This window comes from Flavobacterium sp. MMS24-S5 (genome assembly GCF_050320125.1).
Classification (GTDB): Bacteria; Bacteroidota; Bacteroidia; order Flavobacteriales; family Flavobacteriaceae; genus Flavobacterium; species Flavobacterium tyrosinilyticum.
In genome coordinates this window covers 3,948,839-3,965,092 of record NZ_CP190016.1, presented here as the reverse complement: position 1 = coordinate 3,965,092, position 16,254 = coordinate 3,948,839, and the positions used below count along the sequence as shown (strand labels likewise).

The window sequence follows — 16,254 nt, the reverse complement described above, 5'->3', positions numbered from 1 at the left end:
ATTGATCAAAAACTTTTTCGTATTTTAAACTATGGGATAATAAAATTTATAATATTTTATTATACGAAAAATGGTTTAGGCCTTTGAGTGTTAACTCAAGACCTAAACCTAGTTCTTAAACTGAGTTTAATTATTTAAGCTCAACAGTAGCTCCAGCCTCTTCTAAAGATTTTTTAAGACCTTCAGCCTCTTCTTTAGAAACACCTTCTTTAACGTTGCTTGGTGCACCGTCAACTACATCTTTAGCTTCTTTAAGACCTAAACCAGTTAATTCTTTAACTAATTTTACAACAGCTAATTTAGAAGCTCCTGCATCTTTTAATACAACTGTAAATTCAGTTTGTGCTTCTTCAGCAGCACCGTCTCCACCTCCAGCAGCAACTACTACAGCAGCAGCAGCAGGCTCGATTCCGTACTCATCTTTTAATATTGTTGCTAATTCGTTAACTTCTTTAACTGTTAAGTTAACTAATTGTTCTGCGAATTGTTTCAAATCTGCCATTTTTTCTATCGTTTAAAATGATTTGTGTAAAAAATATAATTTAATTATTGTGCGCTAATTAAGCAGTAAGGAAGCAAACTCCCTTACGATAATTACTCTGCTCCTTCTTCTTCGCTTCCAGCGAATTTGTTTTGTAAAGCAGAAATAATTCTTTGAGCTGGAGATTGTAATAATCCAATGATTTCTCCAATAAGCTCTTCTTTAGATTTAATCGTAGCTAATGCATCTAATTGGTTGTCTCCAATATATACTTCAGAATTGATGTAAGCTCCTTTTAAAACTGGTTTATCAGATTTCTTACGGAAATCTTTGATAATTTTTCCAGGCGCGTTAGCAACATCAGAAATAAAGATAGCACTGTTACCTGATAAAACTGTAGGTAAATCACCATAATCATTAGAAGAAGCTTCCATTGCTTTTGCAAGCAAAGTGTTCTTTACAACCTCTAATTTGATACCTGCTTTAAAACAAGCTCTACGCAAGTTTGAAGTTGTCTCTGCGTTTAAACCAGAAATATCAGAAATGTAAATGATATTTGTACCAGCTAACTGCGCAGTTAAATTTTCAATCGCGATTGATTTTTCTTCTCTAGTCATACTAAAAATTTTTAACTACCAATTATACTGCTTTTGGGTCTAATGCGATAGCAGGACTCATTGTGCTTGTAAGGTGAATACCTTTGATGTATGTACCTTTAGCAGCAGTTGGTTTAAGTTTTATTAATGTTTGAATAATTTCGTGTGCGTTGTCAACAATCTGCTCAGCTCCAAAAGAAACTTTACCGATTCCTGCGTGTACGATACCAGTTTTATCAACTTTAAAGTCAATTTTACCAGCTTTAACTTCTTGAACAGCTTTAGCAACATCCATAGTTACTGTACCTGTTTTAGGGTTTGGCATTAAACCTCTAGGTCCTAAAATACGACCTAATCGGACCTAATTTACCCATAACAGCAGGCATAGTAATGATCACATCAACATCTGTCCAACCGTCTTTAATTTTTTGTAAGTAATCGTCAAGACCAACGTGATCTGCTCCAGCCTCTCTTGCTTCAGCTTCTTTATCTGGAGTAACCAATGCTAATACTTTAACGTCTTTTCCTGTTCCGTGAGGTAAAGTAACTACACCTCTAACCATTTGATTCGCTTTTCTTGGATCAACACCCAAACGAACTGCGATATCAACAGACTCATCAAATTTTGCAGAAGCAACAACTTTAATTAATGCCGCAGCATCTTTTAAAGAGTATAATTTGTTCTTTTCAATTTTTGAAGCAGCCTCTTTTTGCTTTTTTGTTAATTTTGCCATTTCTTTTTCTTAATTAAAAAGGAGCATCTCCTGATACAGTTATACCCATAGATCTAGCTGTTCCAGCAACCATACTCATAGCTTTCTCAATTGTGAAAGCGTTTAAGTCCGGCATTTTGTCTTCAGCAATAGTTCTAATTTGTTCCCAAGTAACGCTAGCTACTTTTTTACGATTAGGCTCACCAGAACCAGATTTTAGCTTTGCAGCTTCCATTAACTGAACTGCCGCTGGAGGAAGTCTTAACAACAAAATCAAATGATTTGTCTTTGTACACAGTGATTTGCACTGGACAAATTTTGCCAGGTTTATCTTGAGTTCTAGCATTAAATTGCTTACAAAACTCCATGATATTAACCCCAGCAGCTCCTAAAGCAGGTCCAACCGGTGGCGACGGGTTCGCAGCACCTCCCTTAACTTGTAGTTTAACTACCTTACTAATTTCTTTAGCCATTTTTAAAAAATTTTACACTGTAATCAATGGAAGCGATTACAATGGTTTATTATAGTGTAACAAAAAATTATACTTTTTCAACTTGCATAAAGCTCAATTCCAATGGTGTCTTTCTTCCGAAAATCTTAACCATTACCTCAAGTTTACGCTTCTCTTCATTGATTTTCTCAACAAATCCATTAAATCCATTGAAAGGTTCGATCAATAACCTTAACTGTTTCACCTACACTAAATGGAATAGAACGAGTATCTGTATTTACAGCTAACTCATCTACTTTACCTAACATACGGTTTACTTCAGAAAGTCTTAAAGGAACAGGTTCTCCACCTTTAGTTTCTCCTAAAAATCCAATAACACTAGTAATTGACTTAATAATATGAGGGATTTCACCAACTAAGTTAGCTTCAATCATAACATATCCAGGAAAGTAAACTTTATCCTTAGATGATTTTTTCCCATCTTTTACAGTAACCACTTTTTCAGTAGGAACCAAAACCTGAGAAACATAATCCTCCATACCTAATCTCGCAATCTCAGTCTCGATATAAGCTTTCACTTTATTCTCTTGACCGCTAACTGCTCTAACTACGTACCATTTTTTCACATTATTATCTGCCATCACAAAAAAATTATCCTTTTAACCAGTTAAAAAATCCAGCCAAAGCTTTTGCAAAAAATTCGTCTACTCCCCAAGTTGCCAAAGCGAATAAGATCGAAAATACAGCCACAACAATTGTCAATTTCTGTACTTCAGCCCAAGCTGGCCAAGTAACATTTGACTTTAACTCTTCGAAAGCCTCTGATAAATAATTAGTAACTTTTGTCATTTGATATATTTTTTATTGCACGGGCGGAGGGATTCGAACCCCCATCAACGGTTTTGGAGACCGCTATTCTACCCTTGAACTACGCCCGTAATTAAAGCCAGTGATTAAAAAAATAATCACTGGCTTTTTTATTTATTTTATAGAATTACTCTACGATTTCAGTAACCTGACCAGCTCCAACTGTTCTACCACCTTCACGGATAGCGAAACGTAAACCTACGTTCATAGCGATTGGGCTTAATAAAGCAACTTCAATAGTTAAGTTATCACCTGGCATTACCATCTCTACACCTGCTGGTAAAGAAATAACTCCTGTTACGTCAGTTGTACGTACGTAGAACTGTGGACGGTAGTTATTGTGGAATGGAGTGTGACGTCCACCTTCTTCTTTTTTCAAGATATAAACCTCAGCTTTGAATTTAGCGTGTGGTTTTACTGAACCTGGCTTAATAATAACCATACCTCTTTTGATATCAGCTTTATCAATACCTCTTAACAATAAACCAACGTTATCTCCAGCTTCACCTCTGTCAAGGATTTTACGGAACATCTCAACTCCTGTAATAGTAGAAGTTAATTTTTCAGCTCCCATACCAATGATTTCAACAGGATCTCCAGTGTTAGCAACTCCAGTTTCGATACGACCTGTAGCAACAGTTCCACGACCTGTAATTGTAAATACGTCCTCAACTGGCATCAAGAATGGTTTAGCAACGTCACGTACTGGCTCTTCAATCCAAGCATCAACAGCTTCCATTAATTCGATAATTTTAGGAACCCAGTTAGGATCATTGTTCAATCCACCTAAAGCAGAACCTTGAACAACAGGACCATTATCTCCATCATATTCGTAGAAAGATAATAAATCTCTAATTTCCATTTCAACAAGCTCTAATAACTCAGCATCATCAACCATATCCACTTTGTTCATGAAAACAACGATTCTTGGAATACCAACCTGACGACCTAAAAGGATGTGCTCACGAGTTTGTGGCATTGGACAGATCTGTAGCAGCAACTACTAAGATAGCTCCGTCCATTTGAGCAGCACCAGTAACCATGTTCTTTACGTAATCCGCGTGACCTGGACAGTCAACGTGAGCGTAGTGACGGTTAGCAGTTTCGTACTCTACGTGTGATGTATTAATAGTAATACCTCTTTCTTTCTCCTCTGGAGCGTTATCGATTTGATCAAACGATTTTGCTTGACAGTAACCAGCATCTGACAATACTTTTGTAATTGCAGCAGTTAATGTAGTTTTTCCGTGATCTACGTGTCCAATTGTACCTATGTTTAAGTGCGGTTTGGAACGATTAAAATTCTCCTTTGCCATTTTACTTAATTTTTAATCTTAGTTATATATTAATTTTCAATTTCCTACTTACTTGAGCCAATGTCGGGATTTGAACCCGAGACCTCTTCCTTACCAAGGAAGCACTCTACCCCTGAGCTACACCGGCAGAGAGTTCTGAGTTTAGAATTCAGATTTTAAATTTTAGAATTTATTAATCCAAAACCTACAACCTAAAACTTCAACTTCTTTTTAGTGGGGAGAGCAGGATTCGAACCTGCGAAGTTCACACAGCAGATTTACAGTCTGCCCTCGTTGGCCGCTTGAGTATCTCCCCTAATTTTAAAATTCCATTATTTTAAAGAACCAATTTCAAATCGCATTTGAAATATATTGAGCCGATAGAGGGACTCGAACCCACGACCTGCTGATTACAAATCAGCTGCTCTAGCCAGCTGAGCTACATCGGCGAATACATTAAAAAAGTCCGCTATTTCTAACGGACTGCAAATGTAGGTATTTTATCTTTTAATCAAAACATTTTTTGAAAAAAATTTCAATTAAATGTGTGCTCTAATTTTTTCCTTCCTTTTTACAAGTAAACGTTCTAGCGATTCTGCCGAAAGCTCAACAGCCTCCTCAAATGTTTTACACTGTTTTTTTACCAAAAAATCATCACCAGGAACATTAATCTTTATTTCCACCACTTTATTCTCTTTATCACTCGTTCTTTCAACTTTTAAAAAAACATCTGATGAAACCACTCGATCATAGTATTTCTCTAGCTTACCCATTCTTTCTTGGATAAAATCGACTAATTTTCTGTCGACAGTAAAATTAACTGCATGAACATCTACCTTCATAATAAAAATTTTAGGGTTAACATTTAGAACCACTATTTATTTCTAGGATGCGCATCTTTATACACTTTTTTAAGTTCCGCCAAACTGTTATGAGTATAAACCTGTGTAGACGCCAAACTAGAATGCCCTAGCAATTCCTTAACTGAATTCAAATCTGCCCCATTGTTTAATAAGTGAGTTGCAAAAGTATGACGAAGCACATGCGGACTTTTTTTCACCTTTTCTGAGACCCTACTAAAGTATGAATTTATTAAACGATAAACAAAAGATTCGCTCAATTTTAACCCTTTTTTTGAAACGAAAAAATAGTCACAATCCGTCAAACTTTCCAAACCATCTCTTTCTCCCACATACGAATCAATTTGATCAGCAATAATCGGCAAAATTGGAATAATGCGTTCTTTATTTCTTTTCCCTAAAACCTTAATCGTATTATTTGAGCGATCGACATTTTTAATCATTAAATGAATTAATTCAGCGCGACGCATTCCTGTCACATAAAACATTTCCACAATTAATTTATCCCGAATCCCCTCAAAATCAACCGGAACCTCAATTGTAGCAAGTAAATCCTTCAACTCTTTTTCTGAAAAAGGAACCTGAACCACTTTCGGAGTCTTTAAAGACTTATGCTTCAACATCGGATTAACTTCTATCTGCTTCGTCTTCAAAAGAAACTTATAAAAAGCTTTCAAAGAAGCCATCTTTCTATTAACCGAAACATTAGAAATATTATGATCAACCAAAAAGACAATCCAACTTCTGACCTGACTATAATTTACCAAATCAATACTTTCTTGATCAAAAGATTCTTTTACAAAAGCTTCAAAAGAAACCACATCATTCAAATAAGCCTCAACTGTATGCGGAGAATATTTTTTCTCCAGCAAAAGATAATCCGAAAAAGCTTCTTTATTCGTTTTCATAAATCTAAAAATTAAGCATAAAAAAAACCGTTAGCATCAAAATTAAAACATTTTGACCACTAACGGTAATTATTTTTGAAAAGCTAAATACTAACTTTCTAAACTGTCTTTCAATCCTTGAATGTAAGCTGCTTTTTGAATCTGAGCTCTTTTGACAACAGAAGGCTTAATAAAAGCAGTACGTGCTCTTAATTGACGAACAGTTCCTGTTTTATCAAATTTTCTTTTATAGCGCTTTAATGCTCTATCGATATTTTCTCCGTCTTTAATTGGTATAATTAACATAATATAGACACCTCCTCTCGTTAAGGCTGCAAATGTATATATTAATTATGAATTATGAATTATAAATTGTGAATTATTTTTAAAAAAGAGAAAAAGAGTATAGAGAAGAGATAATAGATATAATTCTTAATTCTTAATTCTTAATTCTTAATTCTTAATTCTTTATTCTTTATTCTTTATTCTTTATTCTTTATTCTTTATTCTTTATTCTTTATTCTTTCAACAAATTCCTCGAAATAACAACCTTTTGAATCTCAGTTGTTCCCTCTCCTATAGTACACAACTTAGAGTCTCTGTAGAATTTTTCTACTGGAAAGTCTTTAGTATAACCGTAACCGCCATGAATTTGAACCGCATCATTTGCGATTTTAACACACGCTTCTGAAGCATACATCTTTGCCATAGCTCCTGATGTTGTTACTGGTTTATGCTTTTGTTTCAAGAAAGCCGCTTTATGCAATAGTAATTCTGAAGCTTCAATTTCTGTTGCCATATCTGCCAATTTAAAAGAGATTCCTTGAAAATTACTGATTGGCTGCCCAAACTGATGCCTTTCTTTCGAATATTTCAATGCAGCTTCGTAAGCTCCTTTTGCAATTCCTAGAGACAAAGCTCCGATAGAGATTCTCCCGCCATCCAGAATTTTCATTGCCTGAACAAAACCTTCTCCAACTTCTCCTAATCTATTTTCATCTGGAACGCGACAATTATCAAAAACCAGCTCTGCGGTCTCACTTGCCCTCATTCCTAATTTATTTTCTTTTTTACCTGATGAAAAACCTTTCATTCCTTTTTCAAAAACAAAAGCCGTCATTCCTTTAGAATCCCCTTTTTCTCCAGTTCGCACTACCACAACCGCAATATCTCCAGAGATTGCATGCGTAATAAAGTTTTTAGCGCCATTTACAATCCAATGGTCTCCGTCTTTAACAGCTGTTGTATTCATTCCGCCGGCATCAGAACCTGTATTATGTTCTGTAAGTCCCCACGCGCCAATATGTTCAGCAGTAGCCAATTTTGGAAGCCATTTTTTCTTTTGTTCTTCGTTTCCAAAAGTCAAAATATGATTAGTGCATAAAGAATTGTGTGCCGCCACAGATAATCCGATTGAAGGATCTACTTTTGAAATCTCTTCTATAACTGTAATATATTCGTGATAACCTAAACCAGAACCTCCGTATTCTTCTGGAACCAAAACGCCCATGAAGCCCATCTCGCCAAGTTGCTTAAACAACGGAATTGGAAAAATTTGTGCTTCATCCCATTCCATTATATAGGGTCTAATATTTTTTTCTGCAAAGTCTTTTATAGACTGTGCAATCATTAGTTGTGTTTCGTTGTAATCAAAGTTCATGAGTTAGTTTCTTTTAGAACTCCAAATATAAACTAATTATTTTTGCTTTTTCAACAGGAAAATCTTTAATTTTTGCCAAATCCTCAATATTATTAAAATTTCCATTCATACTTCTATAGGTTACAATTTGTTTTGCTAGTCCATATTTGAAATATGAAAATTGAGCCAATTCTTTTAAGGAAGCGTCATTTACATTTATTTTCTTCAAGTTTGAGGGAATTACAACTTTAAAATGAGCATTTAGTTCATTTATAACTTCAGGCGAAAGCCCCCAAATCTCTTTCATCTGCTCCATCGATACAAATGACCCAACGATTTCTTTCTGCTTTAAGATTCTAGATGACAACCCTTCTCCTATTCCGTAGATTTTCATCAAATCTTCTTGCGTTGCCTCATTAATGTTCATTATTTCTAACTTTTCTTTTTTAGGAAAACTTTTTACAATGAAATCTTTTTTCTCTACACTATAATTCTTTTTATTCTGTTTCCAATCTGGAAATTTAAACAAAGGAGAAATTTCCTTTAATAGAGAATCCGAAACTCCAGTAACCGCCTGAAACTCTTCTGCAGAGTTTACATATTTATTTTCTTTACGAAATGCCATTAAACGATCTATTTCCTCTACAGACATTCCAAGCTTATATCCTTTATAATCTGAAATAAAATTAGGATTGAAAAGATAAGTAATTGGTTTTACGCTTTTATCAGTTAATTTCTGTTGATCAATTTCTGACTGAAGAGCAAGCCACTCCTCTCTTTCAGAGTTTTTTGCTTCTGATATATTGAAATCAGATAAAAAATAAAATAATTGCAGTCCTATCATAATAAGAAAAAGCATAAAAATACCTATCCGTTGCTGTTTAGTAAAATGAAAATATTGGTTTAAAGACTTAAAATTCATGATTAAAATTACTTTTGAAGGATAACTTAAGAAAAATCTTTCAAATTTATTAAGAAAATTAGTAAGAAAAGTAACTTTTAAAAAATTATCGAATCTCTTATAAAAGTCCAATTAATTTAATGAATGTCAATACTTAGAGAATCTTTCTTACGAGTACTGTAAAAAAAACAAAGATTTTATAACTTAAAACATGATAATTGTTTTTATTTTTTACAAAAAACAATACATTTGGCACTTAATAACAAATAAACCAATAAAATAATATGTCAATTTGGAGAGTTAAACCTATATCAGCCTTTGAGGCCGATATGAAAAAGAGTGATTTAAAGAGAGTCCTAGGAAAATGGAGCCTTACTGCCATTGGTGTTGGTGCCATTATCGGTGGTGGAATTTTTGTACTTACAGGTACTGGGGCTTATTATCATGCAGGTTCAGCATTAGCTATTTCGTTTATCATCGCAGGTATTGCGTGTGTATTTGCAGCTCTTTGCTATTCTGAATTTGCTTCTATTTTGCCTGTTGAAGGATCTGCTTACGCATATGCTTACGGTACAATTGGAGAAGTTTTTGCCTGGATAATTGGATGGGGACTAATTCTAGAATATGCAATGGGATCGATGACTGTAGCGGTTTCCTGGTCTGGATACTTTAACAAATTGCTCAAAATATTTCACATTCACCTTCCTGATTGGCTAACTACAGATCCTGCAAGCTACACAGGAGAAGGTTTTTCTATGAATCTTCCAGCTTTCTTGATCGTTCTTTTAGTTATTTCATTGCTTATTAAAGGAACAAAAAGCGCTGCTAAAGCAAATAACGCAATTGTTATTCTTAAAGTATCTGCTGTAATCTTTGTAATTATTGCTGGTCTTTTCTTTATTAATACAGCAAACTGGAGCCCATTTATTCCTGAAGCAACTCAGATTATTGAAAAAGAAACTACACACAATGCTTACGGAATTGGAGGTATTATCTCTGGAGCTGCAGCTATTTTCTTTGCTTATGTTGGTTTCGATGCTGTTTCTACACAAGCTGGAGAAGCTATTAATCCTAAAAAAGATGTTCCTTTTGCAATTATCGCTTCTTTATTAATTTGTACTACTTTATATATTCTTGTTTCTTTAGTATTAACAGGAATGATGAATTACCAAGACTTTAATCCACTAGGAAAATATCCTGAAGCTATTAAAGCTCCTGTTGCTTATGCATTTGATATTGCAGGACAAGGCTGGGCTGGTTCTATTATTACTGTTGCGGCAACTATTGGTTTGGTTTCAGTATTAATGGTAATGATCATGGGACAATCTAGAATTTTCCTTGGAATGTCTAAAGACGGTTTAATTCCATCTGTATTCTCTAAAGTAAACCCTATTTCTGGAACTCCAAAAACAAACTTAATGATTCTTGGAATTATTATCGCAACAGTTGCTGCCTTTACACCAATCAACAAATTGGCTGACATGACCAGTTTTGGTACTTTGTTTGCCTTTACAATGGTTTGTATTGCTGTTTGGATTTTAAGAGTAAAACAACCAGGATTAACCAGAACATTTAAAGTTCCTGCTTTACCAGTTATTGCGGTATTAGGAATTGCAATCAATTCTTATTTAATTTTTAATTTAAGCAAAGATGCACAGTTGTTATCTTTTGGATGGCTTATTATTGGTATAATTGTATACTTTGGATATAGCAAGAAAAGATCTAAACTTAACAATCCTACTGAAGAATAATAAATACAACTTCATAAAAAAAGCTCCAAATTTAGATTTGGAGCTTTTTTTTATAAATCAAATACCGATGTTCTTTTTGATCGAATTAAATCTTTTAGGCGAATCCAGAAAGCAAGAGTCAAGTAGACTCCAAATCCTAAACCAGCTGTAACAAAAGAAATGTAGATAAAAAACAATCGCACGCTTGTTACGCGCATTCCGAGTTTATCTGCTAATCTTGAAGAAACATGGAAACCATATTTTTCAAAAAAAAATTTAAGTTTTAAAATTGCTGACATTTCTATATTTTAGATTTAAGACTTTTAGATTTTTAGATTCCTGACTGCTCAGGATTGCAAAAGTACAAATTATCTAAGTATTTTTAAGCAACTCTAATCCGATAGCACATTTTAGACAAGCCTTTCGCTCGCAATATTCATTTTTAAGTTCTAATAGCGTCTGACTTTCAAATGCCGTTTTTGATTGCACACCAAAAGAATTAAACTTATCCATAATGACGTTTTTCTCTGAAGCAACTTCATTCATAAAATCAATTAAATCTTCGGAAATTGATTCACCTATAATATTCGAATAAGTAAATTGAAGCGGAATAATGGTATTTATAATCAGGAGATCTATAAATGATTTAGAAAGCGTTTTAGACTTCTTCGGGCTCTCTTTGTCAAATTGATAATGATTTTGCCAATACGAGCTTGCAGACACGCCTAGTAAACGATATACAGCATCTACAGATTTTAAATCGATAATCTTAGAAAATAAATTTTGATGTTTATGGTATAATGCCGCCAATTGAGAAAGCCTGATTGTTGGAAAATTATCCAGACGAAGTTTAAAAAACTGGAGAGGTTCTGTGTACGTCTTTTCTATTTGATACTTATGCAATAAATAAAAATAGCGAAACTTTAAATCTTTATAATACACATCTTCTTTCTCGACCTCCAATAAACCAGCAGTGCCAAAAAGGAGCGATTCTAAATTTTCGATTTCAAAACTTTCTTTTCTGATTACCGAAAACGGAATTGCCATCGAGATTTGCAGAAAGGAATTTCCATTCGTATTTAGTCCAAAATTCTTTGCTAGAAGGCAAAATAAGACCGCTTCCCAATCTTGATTGGTTTCATCCAATAACTGAGCAATAAATTTAGATTTACGCTCTAAACGCTCAAAAAACAATCTTTCTTGCCAGTTTTTAAAAACAAATCTGTCTATGTCTTTTAATTGCCTTTCGCAGAAAATCCAAGTCTTTGGAGAAACCAATGCCTTATAATTTTCGATTATTTCTTTTGAAACATAATCTTTAAGAACCAAAACAGGAATTTCGGTATTGTTTTCTCTAAAAATAGCCGTGTCATTTTCCCAAACTACATGAAGAATAACATTTTTATAAGCAGGATCTTTCTCGTGATTATGTAAATACCAATCTGAAGATTTCAAATGGATCTCTACATTGCCTGCCCATTTTTGGTTTCCGATTTCTATGTGAGCATTAAAAAAATCTGGCCCAGCAAGTTCTAGATAATCGCCAGTTTTAAGAATAGTTATTAATTCGCCTTGAACCGATTTTAAATTCAAAGAATCAAACTTCTTGAATTTCCAGATATAATGAAGAAAGTCTTCTTTCATTTTTAGATTTTATAGTAGAATTACAAAATCTAAAAGTAATTAATTTTTAATATTATTCTTACAAAAATGTTTTTTTTTTAACGAAGCATATATAATTTAGCACAAGCTCTTGCGTCTGACAAAGCTTCGTGGTGATTCAGCTGGATATTCATTTCACGACAGCAGTCGCTTAATTTTGTTGGTTTTACGCCTTTTGCTTTGTAGATTTTAACCGTGCATTCCCACTTTGTGGCAATATTTAAATCGTCATAATTTAAGCCATGCAGGAGCATTGTTTTCATTAAAACATTTCGATCAAAACTTTCGTTATGTGCTACTACAACTTTATTTTTTAGCCTCTTTTCAATCTCTGGATAGATCTGAAAGAACGATTTTGCATTCATAGTATCTTTAGGATAAATTCCATGAACACGAATCGTAAAAGGATTATACTCGTTATTTGGCGGTTTAATTAAAGTGACATATTCGTCCACAATAATTCCGTTTTCGACGGTCACAATACCTACCGAACACGGATGATATCCTGTCGCAGTTTCAAAATCTATAGCTGTAAAATTCATTTTCTAATTTTAAAAGACAAATCCATAAATCTAATTGATTTACAACAAGATTTATGGATTATTTATATTTATAAGAGGCTTACTTTATTGCGCCAATAATATCATATTTAGTAATAATGTGATGGTGTCCGTTTCCTAAGTCAACCAAAACAGCATCATTTTCTTTGCTAAAAAGTTTTGAAACCTCTTCAATAGGTGTCCCTAGTTTCACAATTGGGAAAGGCTTGCCCATTACTTCTTTAATTGGTTTTTCGGCAACATTTTTATCCGCAACGTAGCTTCTAAATAAATCTGTTTCGTCAACAGAACCCACAAATCCATTGATATCAACAACCGGAATTTGTGAAATCTTATATTTACGCATACGCTCGATTGCATGCGAAACTAATTCTTCGGTACGAACAACGATTAATTCTTTATCAATATGATCTTTAATAACGTCTTCTGCTTTTGTAATGTTTTCTTCTAAGAATCCGCGCTCGCGCATCCAGTCATCATTAAACATTTTTCCAACATAACGGCTTCCAGAATCGTGAAATAATACCACAACAACATCTTCTGGTTTAAAATGTTCTTTTAACTGCAACAGACCTTTTATACAAGCTCCTGCAGAATTTCCAACAAAAATACCTTCTTCAAGCGCAATCTTTCTAGTATAAACTGCAGCGTCTTTATCGGTTACTTTTGTAAAACCATCAATTAGAGAAAAGTCAACATTCTTAGGCAAAATATCTTCTCCAATACCTTCTGTTATATACGAATAGATTTCGTTCTCGTCGAAAATTCCTGTTTCGTGGTATTTTTTGAACACAGAACCATAAGTGTCAATTCCCCAGATTTTAATATTCGGATTTTGTTCTTTCAAATATTTTCCAACTCCAGAAATAGTTCCTCCTGTTCCAACTCCCACAACAAAATGTGTAATTTTTCCTTCCGTCTGTTTCCAAATTTCAGGTTCAGTTTGCTCATAATGCGCCAACGAATTTGACATGTTATCGTACTGATTGACATACCAAGAATTTGGTGTTTCTTCTGCTAAACGCTTTGAAACCGAATAATAGGAACGTGGATCTGTAGGCTCAACATCTGTAGGACAAACAACAACTTTTGCTCCAACAGCACGAAGAATATCCATTTTTTCTTTAGACTGCTTGTCTGAGATCACACAAATTAGTTTGTAGCCTTTTACAATTGCCACAAGTGCAAGTCCCATTCCTGTATTTCCAGAAGTTCCTTCAATAATAGTTCCTCCAGGTTTAAGTCGGCCATCTGCCTCTGCATCTTCAATCATTTTTACAGCCATTCTGTCTTTTACAGAATTACCCGGATTAAAGGTTTCGACTTTTGCCAATACTAACGCATCAATTTCAGCAACAATTTTGTTGAGTTTTACCAATGGCGTATTACCAATTGTTTCTAAAATATTATTTGAAAAGTCCATTTTTATTTAAGTTTATTTAGTGGTTCGAAATAAAAAAAGCCAGTTTTTATTGGAAGAAATTCCAAACCAGACCAAAGCGCAGTACAAAATCACGATACGGATTATGAGGCGCTGAATAATAATTACTTTGTGAAAACAAAGCATTAAAATGTTCCGCTTTTAAATAAAAACGTGTCTGGCGTATTCTGGCATTCACAAAGAAATCGAATGTTGCAAAACCACCGATTTTCTTGTCTTGCTGCACAAAAAATTCTGCTATAACAGGATTATAATCATCTCCATAATATTTCGTAAGATAATTAAAGACAAGACCTGTTTGCATGAATAATGCTTTTTTAAAGAAATGATTCGAATAATAGAATGTATTTCTAGTTACAAAATCTGGCACATTTAAAACTAAATCTGACTGATCTACTTTTTGATACAAAAGGGTATTATCTAACGCAAAAGGTCCAAATTTGAATTCTCTACTAGCCTTAATCTCTAAATAATTAATCGCATTTCCGTACTGCATTGGATTAACGATCTGTATATTAGCCGCTTTTTGCGCATCTGTCGCTACATCTGTAAAATACAAATGATCTTTTAATACCGTATATTGAACTTGTCCTGTTAGCCACGGAGTTGTAATTTCTGCACTTAACGAATTAATTTTTTCGTTTTTAAAATCATTTGACCAATTGTACGAAATCCAACTACTTTGGTATAAATTATAATTGTTATTAGGCAGTTTATTGATGTTGCGATATCTAAAATCAAACTTAATTTCATCGCTCATATCATAACGTAATTTAGCATCTAAATCAGAAAGCGATTCATTAGTAATTGATCTTGAATATAAAAATCGACCATTCCATTTGTTTTTCTGATATTCGTACTGAGCACCAAAATTGTTAAACTGTAAATACAAATTGTCTGGAACGGCGTTTCCAGCTGCATCAACAATAATTCTGTTATATCTATAATTAGATCTATAATCGTCAACAAAAAATATAAATTTACCTAAGAGCGAATTTTCGTAAGCTGCTCCAACTTTATTATAAAGTCTTTCATATTTAGTCTGATCGTTAATATTGCTTGCCGCGTACGACTCACCAAATCTCTGCACTCGACTAGTTGTTCCATCATTTGCAGTTACTGTTGAAATTACAGTTGGCTGCTTGTATTCATAATCTTTATACTCATAATTAAATTGATGCGTAAGGTATAAATTATTACTTCCGTCAGTTGGATTCACTCTAAAAGCATGATCAAAAAACAATCTTCTTCCTTTTAAGAATGATTCTGCATCGGTTAAGTAAACCTGTAATCTTTGTCTATTTTTATAATCTTGACTATCACTTTCAAAATCTGCATCGTTTGTTATACCGCCATTTTCCTCATTCAAAATATCCTGATTTGTAAAATGTGCATTTATCGCATATCGTTTGCTAGTTGTGGCATAACTGGTTGTAATTCTTAAATTACCAGCACTAACCAATTGATTATTATAATCTCCTTCAGATCTTAAACCTTTATAAGCAATCGAGAAATTAAGATTCTTAGAGACATTTAATGTGATAAAAGAATCTACATTCTGTCCTTTTTTTATCGTAGTATTAAAAAACAATTCTGTAAAAGGCGTTGCTACAGAATAATATCTTATTTGATCTGCTTGCATGTAATTAGAATGCTTTCCGCTAAAACCAATTTCAGGATACGGAGAAAAACTTGTCAAACTGTATTGAAGCGTATTTATAGGCTGTCCGATATTAGAAAACTCCATAAGACCAAAAAGATCTTTTCTCAGATGATTTTGCCTATAAGCACTTTTAAGCGTTAGCGACGTATCTGCATAAATAGTATCATGTTCTAATGTGACAATTTTATACTGATCTATTGTTGCAATCTTTTGTTTTTTCTTTTTTACGGTATCGGTGACACTTGAATATTCTGTATTCATATCTAAATTATTTTTAGAAGCAGTTTTTTTTTCTTGCGAAAACAATAAAGTTGGAACAACTAATAGATATAAAAAAATGAATATTCTCATTTGATGGCTTTGTATAAATTTATTTTGACAAAATTTGCTAAGCAAAGGTAATATAAAAAGGTATAAACGAAAAAACATAATATATAATATGAAGCTTGAATCGCTTTGGTCTTTTGAAACGAAAACCCCGTATACAAAAGTATACGGGGCTCTCAA

14 protein-coding genes, 4 tRNA genes and 4 pseudogenes are annotated in these 16,254 nt (G+C 33.6%); 1 reads left to right on the top strand and 21 read right to left on the bottom strand.

Going from position 1 to position 16,254, the window contains the following annotated elements:
- Nucleotides 1-130: 130 nt before the first annotated feature.
- The 16 genes and pseudogenes from rplL to ACPWTF_RS18260 all read right to left on the bottom strand — a co-directional run bounded on the left by rplL (nucleotide 131) and on the right by ACPWTF_RS18260 (nucleotide 8,712).
- A complete protein-coding gene (gene rplL / locus ACPWTF_RS18335) occupies nucleotides 131-502 on the bottom strand; it encodes a 50S ribosomal protein L7/L12 (RefSeq protein WP_008466917.1) in 372 nt (123 codons plus the stop codon).
- 92 nt (nucleotides 503-594) lie between these two features.
- Nucleotides 595-1,098: a 50S ribosomal protein L10 gene (gene rplJ / locus ACPWTF_RS18330; protein WP_012024014.1), complete on the bottom strand. Its 504-nt coding sequence runs from the start codon at nucleotides 1,096-1,098 to the stop codon at nucleotides 595-597.
- A gap of 22 nt (nucleotides 1,099-1,120) precedes the next feature.
- Nucleotides 1,121-1,811 (bottom strand): annotated as a pseudogene (gene rplA, locus ACPWTF_RS18325) (50S ribosomal protein L1).
- Nucleotides 1,812-1,824: 13 nt separating this feature from the next.
- Nucleotides 1,825-2,263 (bottom strand): annotated as a pseudogene (gene rplK / locus ACPWTF_RS18320) (50S ribosomal protein L11).
- Nucleotides 2,264-2,330: 67 nt separating this feature from the next.
- Nucleotides 2,331-2,883, bottom strand: a pseudogene (gene nusG, locus ACPWTF_RS18315) (transcription termination/antitermination protein NusG).
- Nucleotides 2,884-2,893: 10 nt separating this feature from the next.
- Nucleotides 2,894-3,091 carry a preprotein translocase subunit SecE gene (gene secE / locus ACPWTF_RS18310; protein WP_008466927.1) on the bottom strand — a complete coding sequence of 66 codons (198 nt, stop codon included), beginning with the start codon at nucleotides 3,089-3,091 and terminating at the stop codon, nucleotides 2,894-2,896.
- A gap of 18 nt (nucleotides 3,092-3,109) precedes the next feature.
- Nucleotides 3,110-3,180, bottom strand: a tRNA-Trp gene (locus ACPWTF_RS18305).
- Between the two features lie 56 nt (nucleotides 3,181-3,236).
- A pseudogene (gene tuf, locus ACPWTF_RS18300) lies at nucleotides 3,237-4,425 on the bottom strand (elongation factor Tu).
- A 55-nt stretch (nucleotides 4,426-4,480) separates the two neighbouring features.
- Nucleotides 4,481-4,552, bottom strand: a tRNA-Thr gene (locus ACPWTF_RS18295).
- Between the two features lie 87 nt (nucleotides 4,553-4,639).
- Nucleotides 4,640-4,720, bottom strand: a tRNA-Tyr gene (locus tag ACPWTF_RS18290).
- Nucleotides 4,721-4,779: 59 nt separating this feature from the next.
- Nucleotides 4,780-4,853: transfer RNA gene (locus ACPWTF_RS18285), tRNA-Thr, on the bottom strand.
- Between the two features lie 90 nt (nucleotides 4,854-4,943).
- Nucleotides 4,944-5,246: a ribosome hibernation-promoting factor, HPF/YfiA family gene (hpf, locus tag ACPWTF_RS18280; protein ID WP_008466930.1), complete on the bottom strand. Its 303-nt coding sequence runs from the start codon at nucleotides 5,244-5,246 to the stop codon at nucleotides 4,944-4,946.
- 32 nt (nucleotides 5,247-5,278) lie between these two features.
- A complete protein-coding gene (locus ACPWTF_RS18275) occupies nucleotides 5,279-6,172 on the bottom strand; it encodes a tyrosine-type recombinase/integrase (RefSeq protein WP_427872426.1) in 894 nt (297 codons plus the stop codon).
- A 90-nt stretch (nucleotides 6,173-6,262) separates the two neighbouring features.
- Nucleotides 6,263-6,457 carry a 30S ribosomal protein S21 gene (gene rpsU / locus ACPWTF_RS18270; protein ID WP_095954821.1) on the bottom strand — a complete coding sequence of 65 codons (195 nt, stop codon included), beginning with the start codon at nucleotides 6,455-6,457 and terminating at the stop codon, nucleotides 6,263-6,265.
- Between the two features lie 211 nt (nucleotides 6,458-6,668).
- Nucleotides 6,669-7,811, bottom strand: coding sequence for an acyl-CoA dehydrogenase family protein (locus tag ACPWTF_RS18265; RefSeq protein WP_427872425.1), 1,143 nt, complete (start codon nucleotides 7,809-7,811; stop codon nucleotides 6,669-6,671).
- Nucleotides 7,812-7,824: 13 nt separating this feature from the next.
- The gene (locus ACPWTF_RS18260; protein WP_427872424.1) at nucleotides 7,825-8,712 is read right to left on the bottom strand and encodes a ComEA family DNA-binding protein; all 888 of its coding nucleotides are present in this window, start codon (nucleotides 8,710-8,712) and stop codon (nucleotides 7,825-7,827) included.
- A 263-nt stretch (nucleotides 8,713-8,975) separates the two neighbouring features.
- On the opposite strand from ACPWTF_RS18260, the gene ACPWTF_RS18255 reads away from it, so the two are divergent.
- Nucleotides 8,976-10,442, top strand: coding sequence for an APC family permease (locus ACPWTF_RS18255; protein WP_427872423.1), 1,467 nt, complete (start codon nucleotides 8,976-8,978; stop codon nucleotides 10,440-10,442).
- Between the two features lie 50 nt (nucleotides 10,443-10,492).
- On the opposite strand, the gene ACPWTF_RS18250 is transcribed toward ACPWTF_RS18255, so the two are convergent.
- The 5 genes from ACPWTF_RS18250 to ACPWTF_RS18230 all read right to left on the bottom strand — a co-directional run bounded on the left by ACPWTF_RS18250 (nucleotide 10,493) and on the right by ACPWTF_RS18230 (nucleotide 16,098).
- Complete coding sequence (locus ACPWTF_RS18250; protein WP_008466940.1) at nucleotides 10,493-10,720, bottom strand: PspC family transcriptional regulator; 228 nt, start codon at nucleotides 10,718-10,720, stop codon at nucleotides 10,493-10,495.
- A gap of 73 nt (nucleotides 10,721-10,793) precedes the next feature.
- Nucleotides 10,794-12,065, bottom strand: coding sequence for a DUF2851 family protein (locus ACPWTF_RS18245; protein WP_427872422.1), 1,272 nt, complete (start codon nucleotides 12,063-12,065; stop codon nucleotides 10,794-10,796).
- A 77-nt stretch (nucleotides 12,066-12,142) separates the two neighbouring features.
- A complete protein-coding gene (locus tag ACPWTF_RS18240; protein ID WP_379799138.1) occupies nucleotides 12,143-12,625 on the bottom strand; it encodes a 3'-5' exonuclease in 483 nt (160 codons plus the stop codon).
- Between the two features lie 79 nt (nucleotides 12,626-12,704).
- On the bottom strand, nucleotides 12,705-14,066 hold the full coding sequence (locus tag ACPWTF_RS18235) for a pyridoxal-phosphate dependent enzyme (protein WP_427872421.1): 1,362 nt from the start codon (nucleotides 14,064-14,066) through the stop codon (nucleotides 12,705-12,707).
- A gap of 46 nt (nucleotides 14,067-14,112) precedes the next feature.
- Nucleotides 14,113-16,098, bottom strand: coding sequence for a putative porin (locus ACPWTF_RS18230; RefSeq protein WP_427872420.1), 1,986 nt, complete (start codon nucleotides 16,096-16,098; stop codon nucleotides 14,113-14,115).
- Nucleotides 16,099-16,254: the final 156 nt, after the last annotated feature.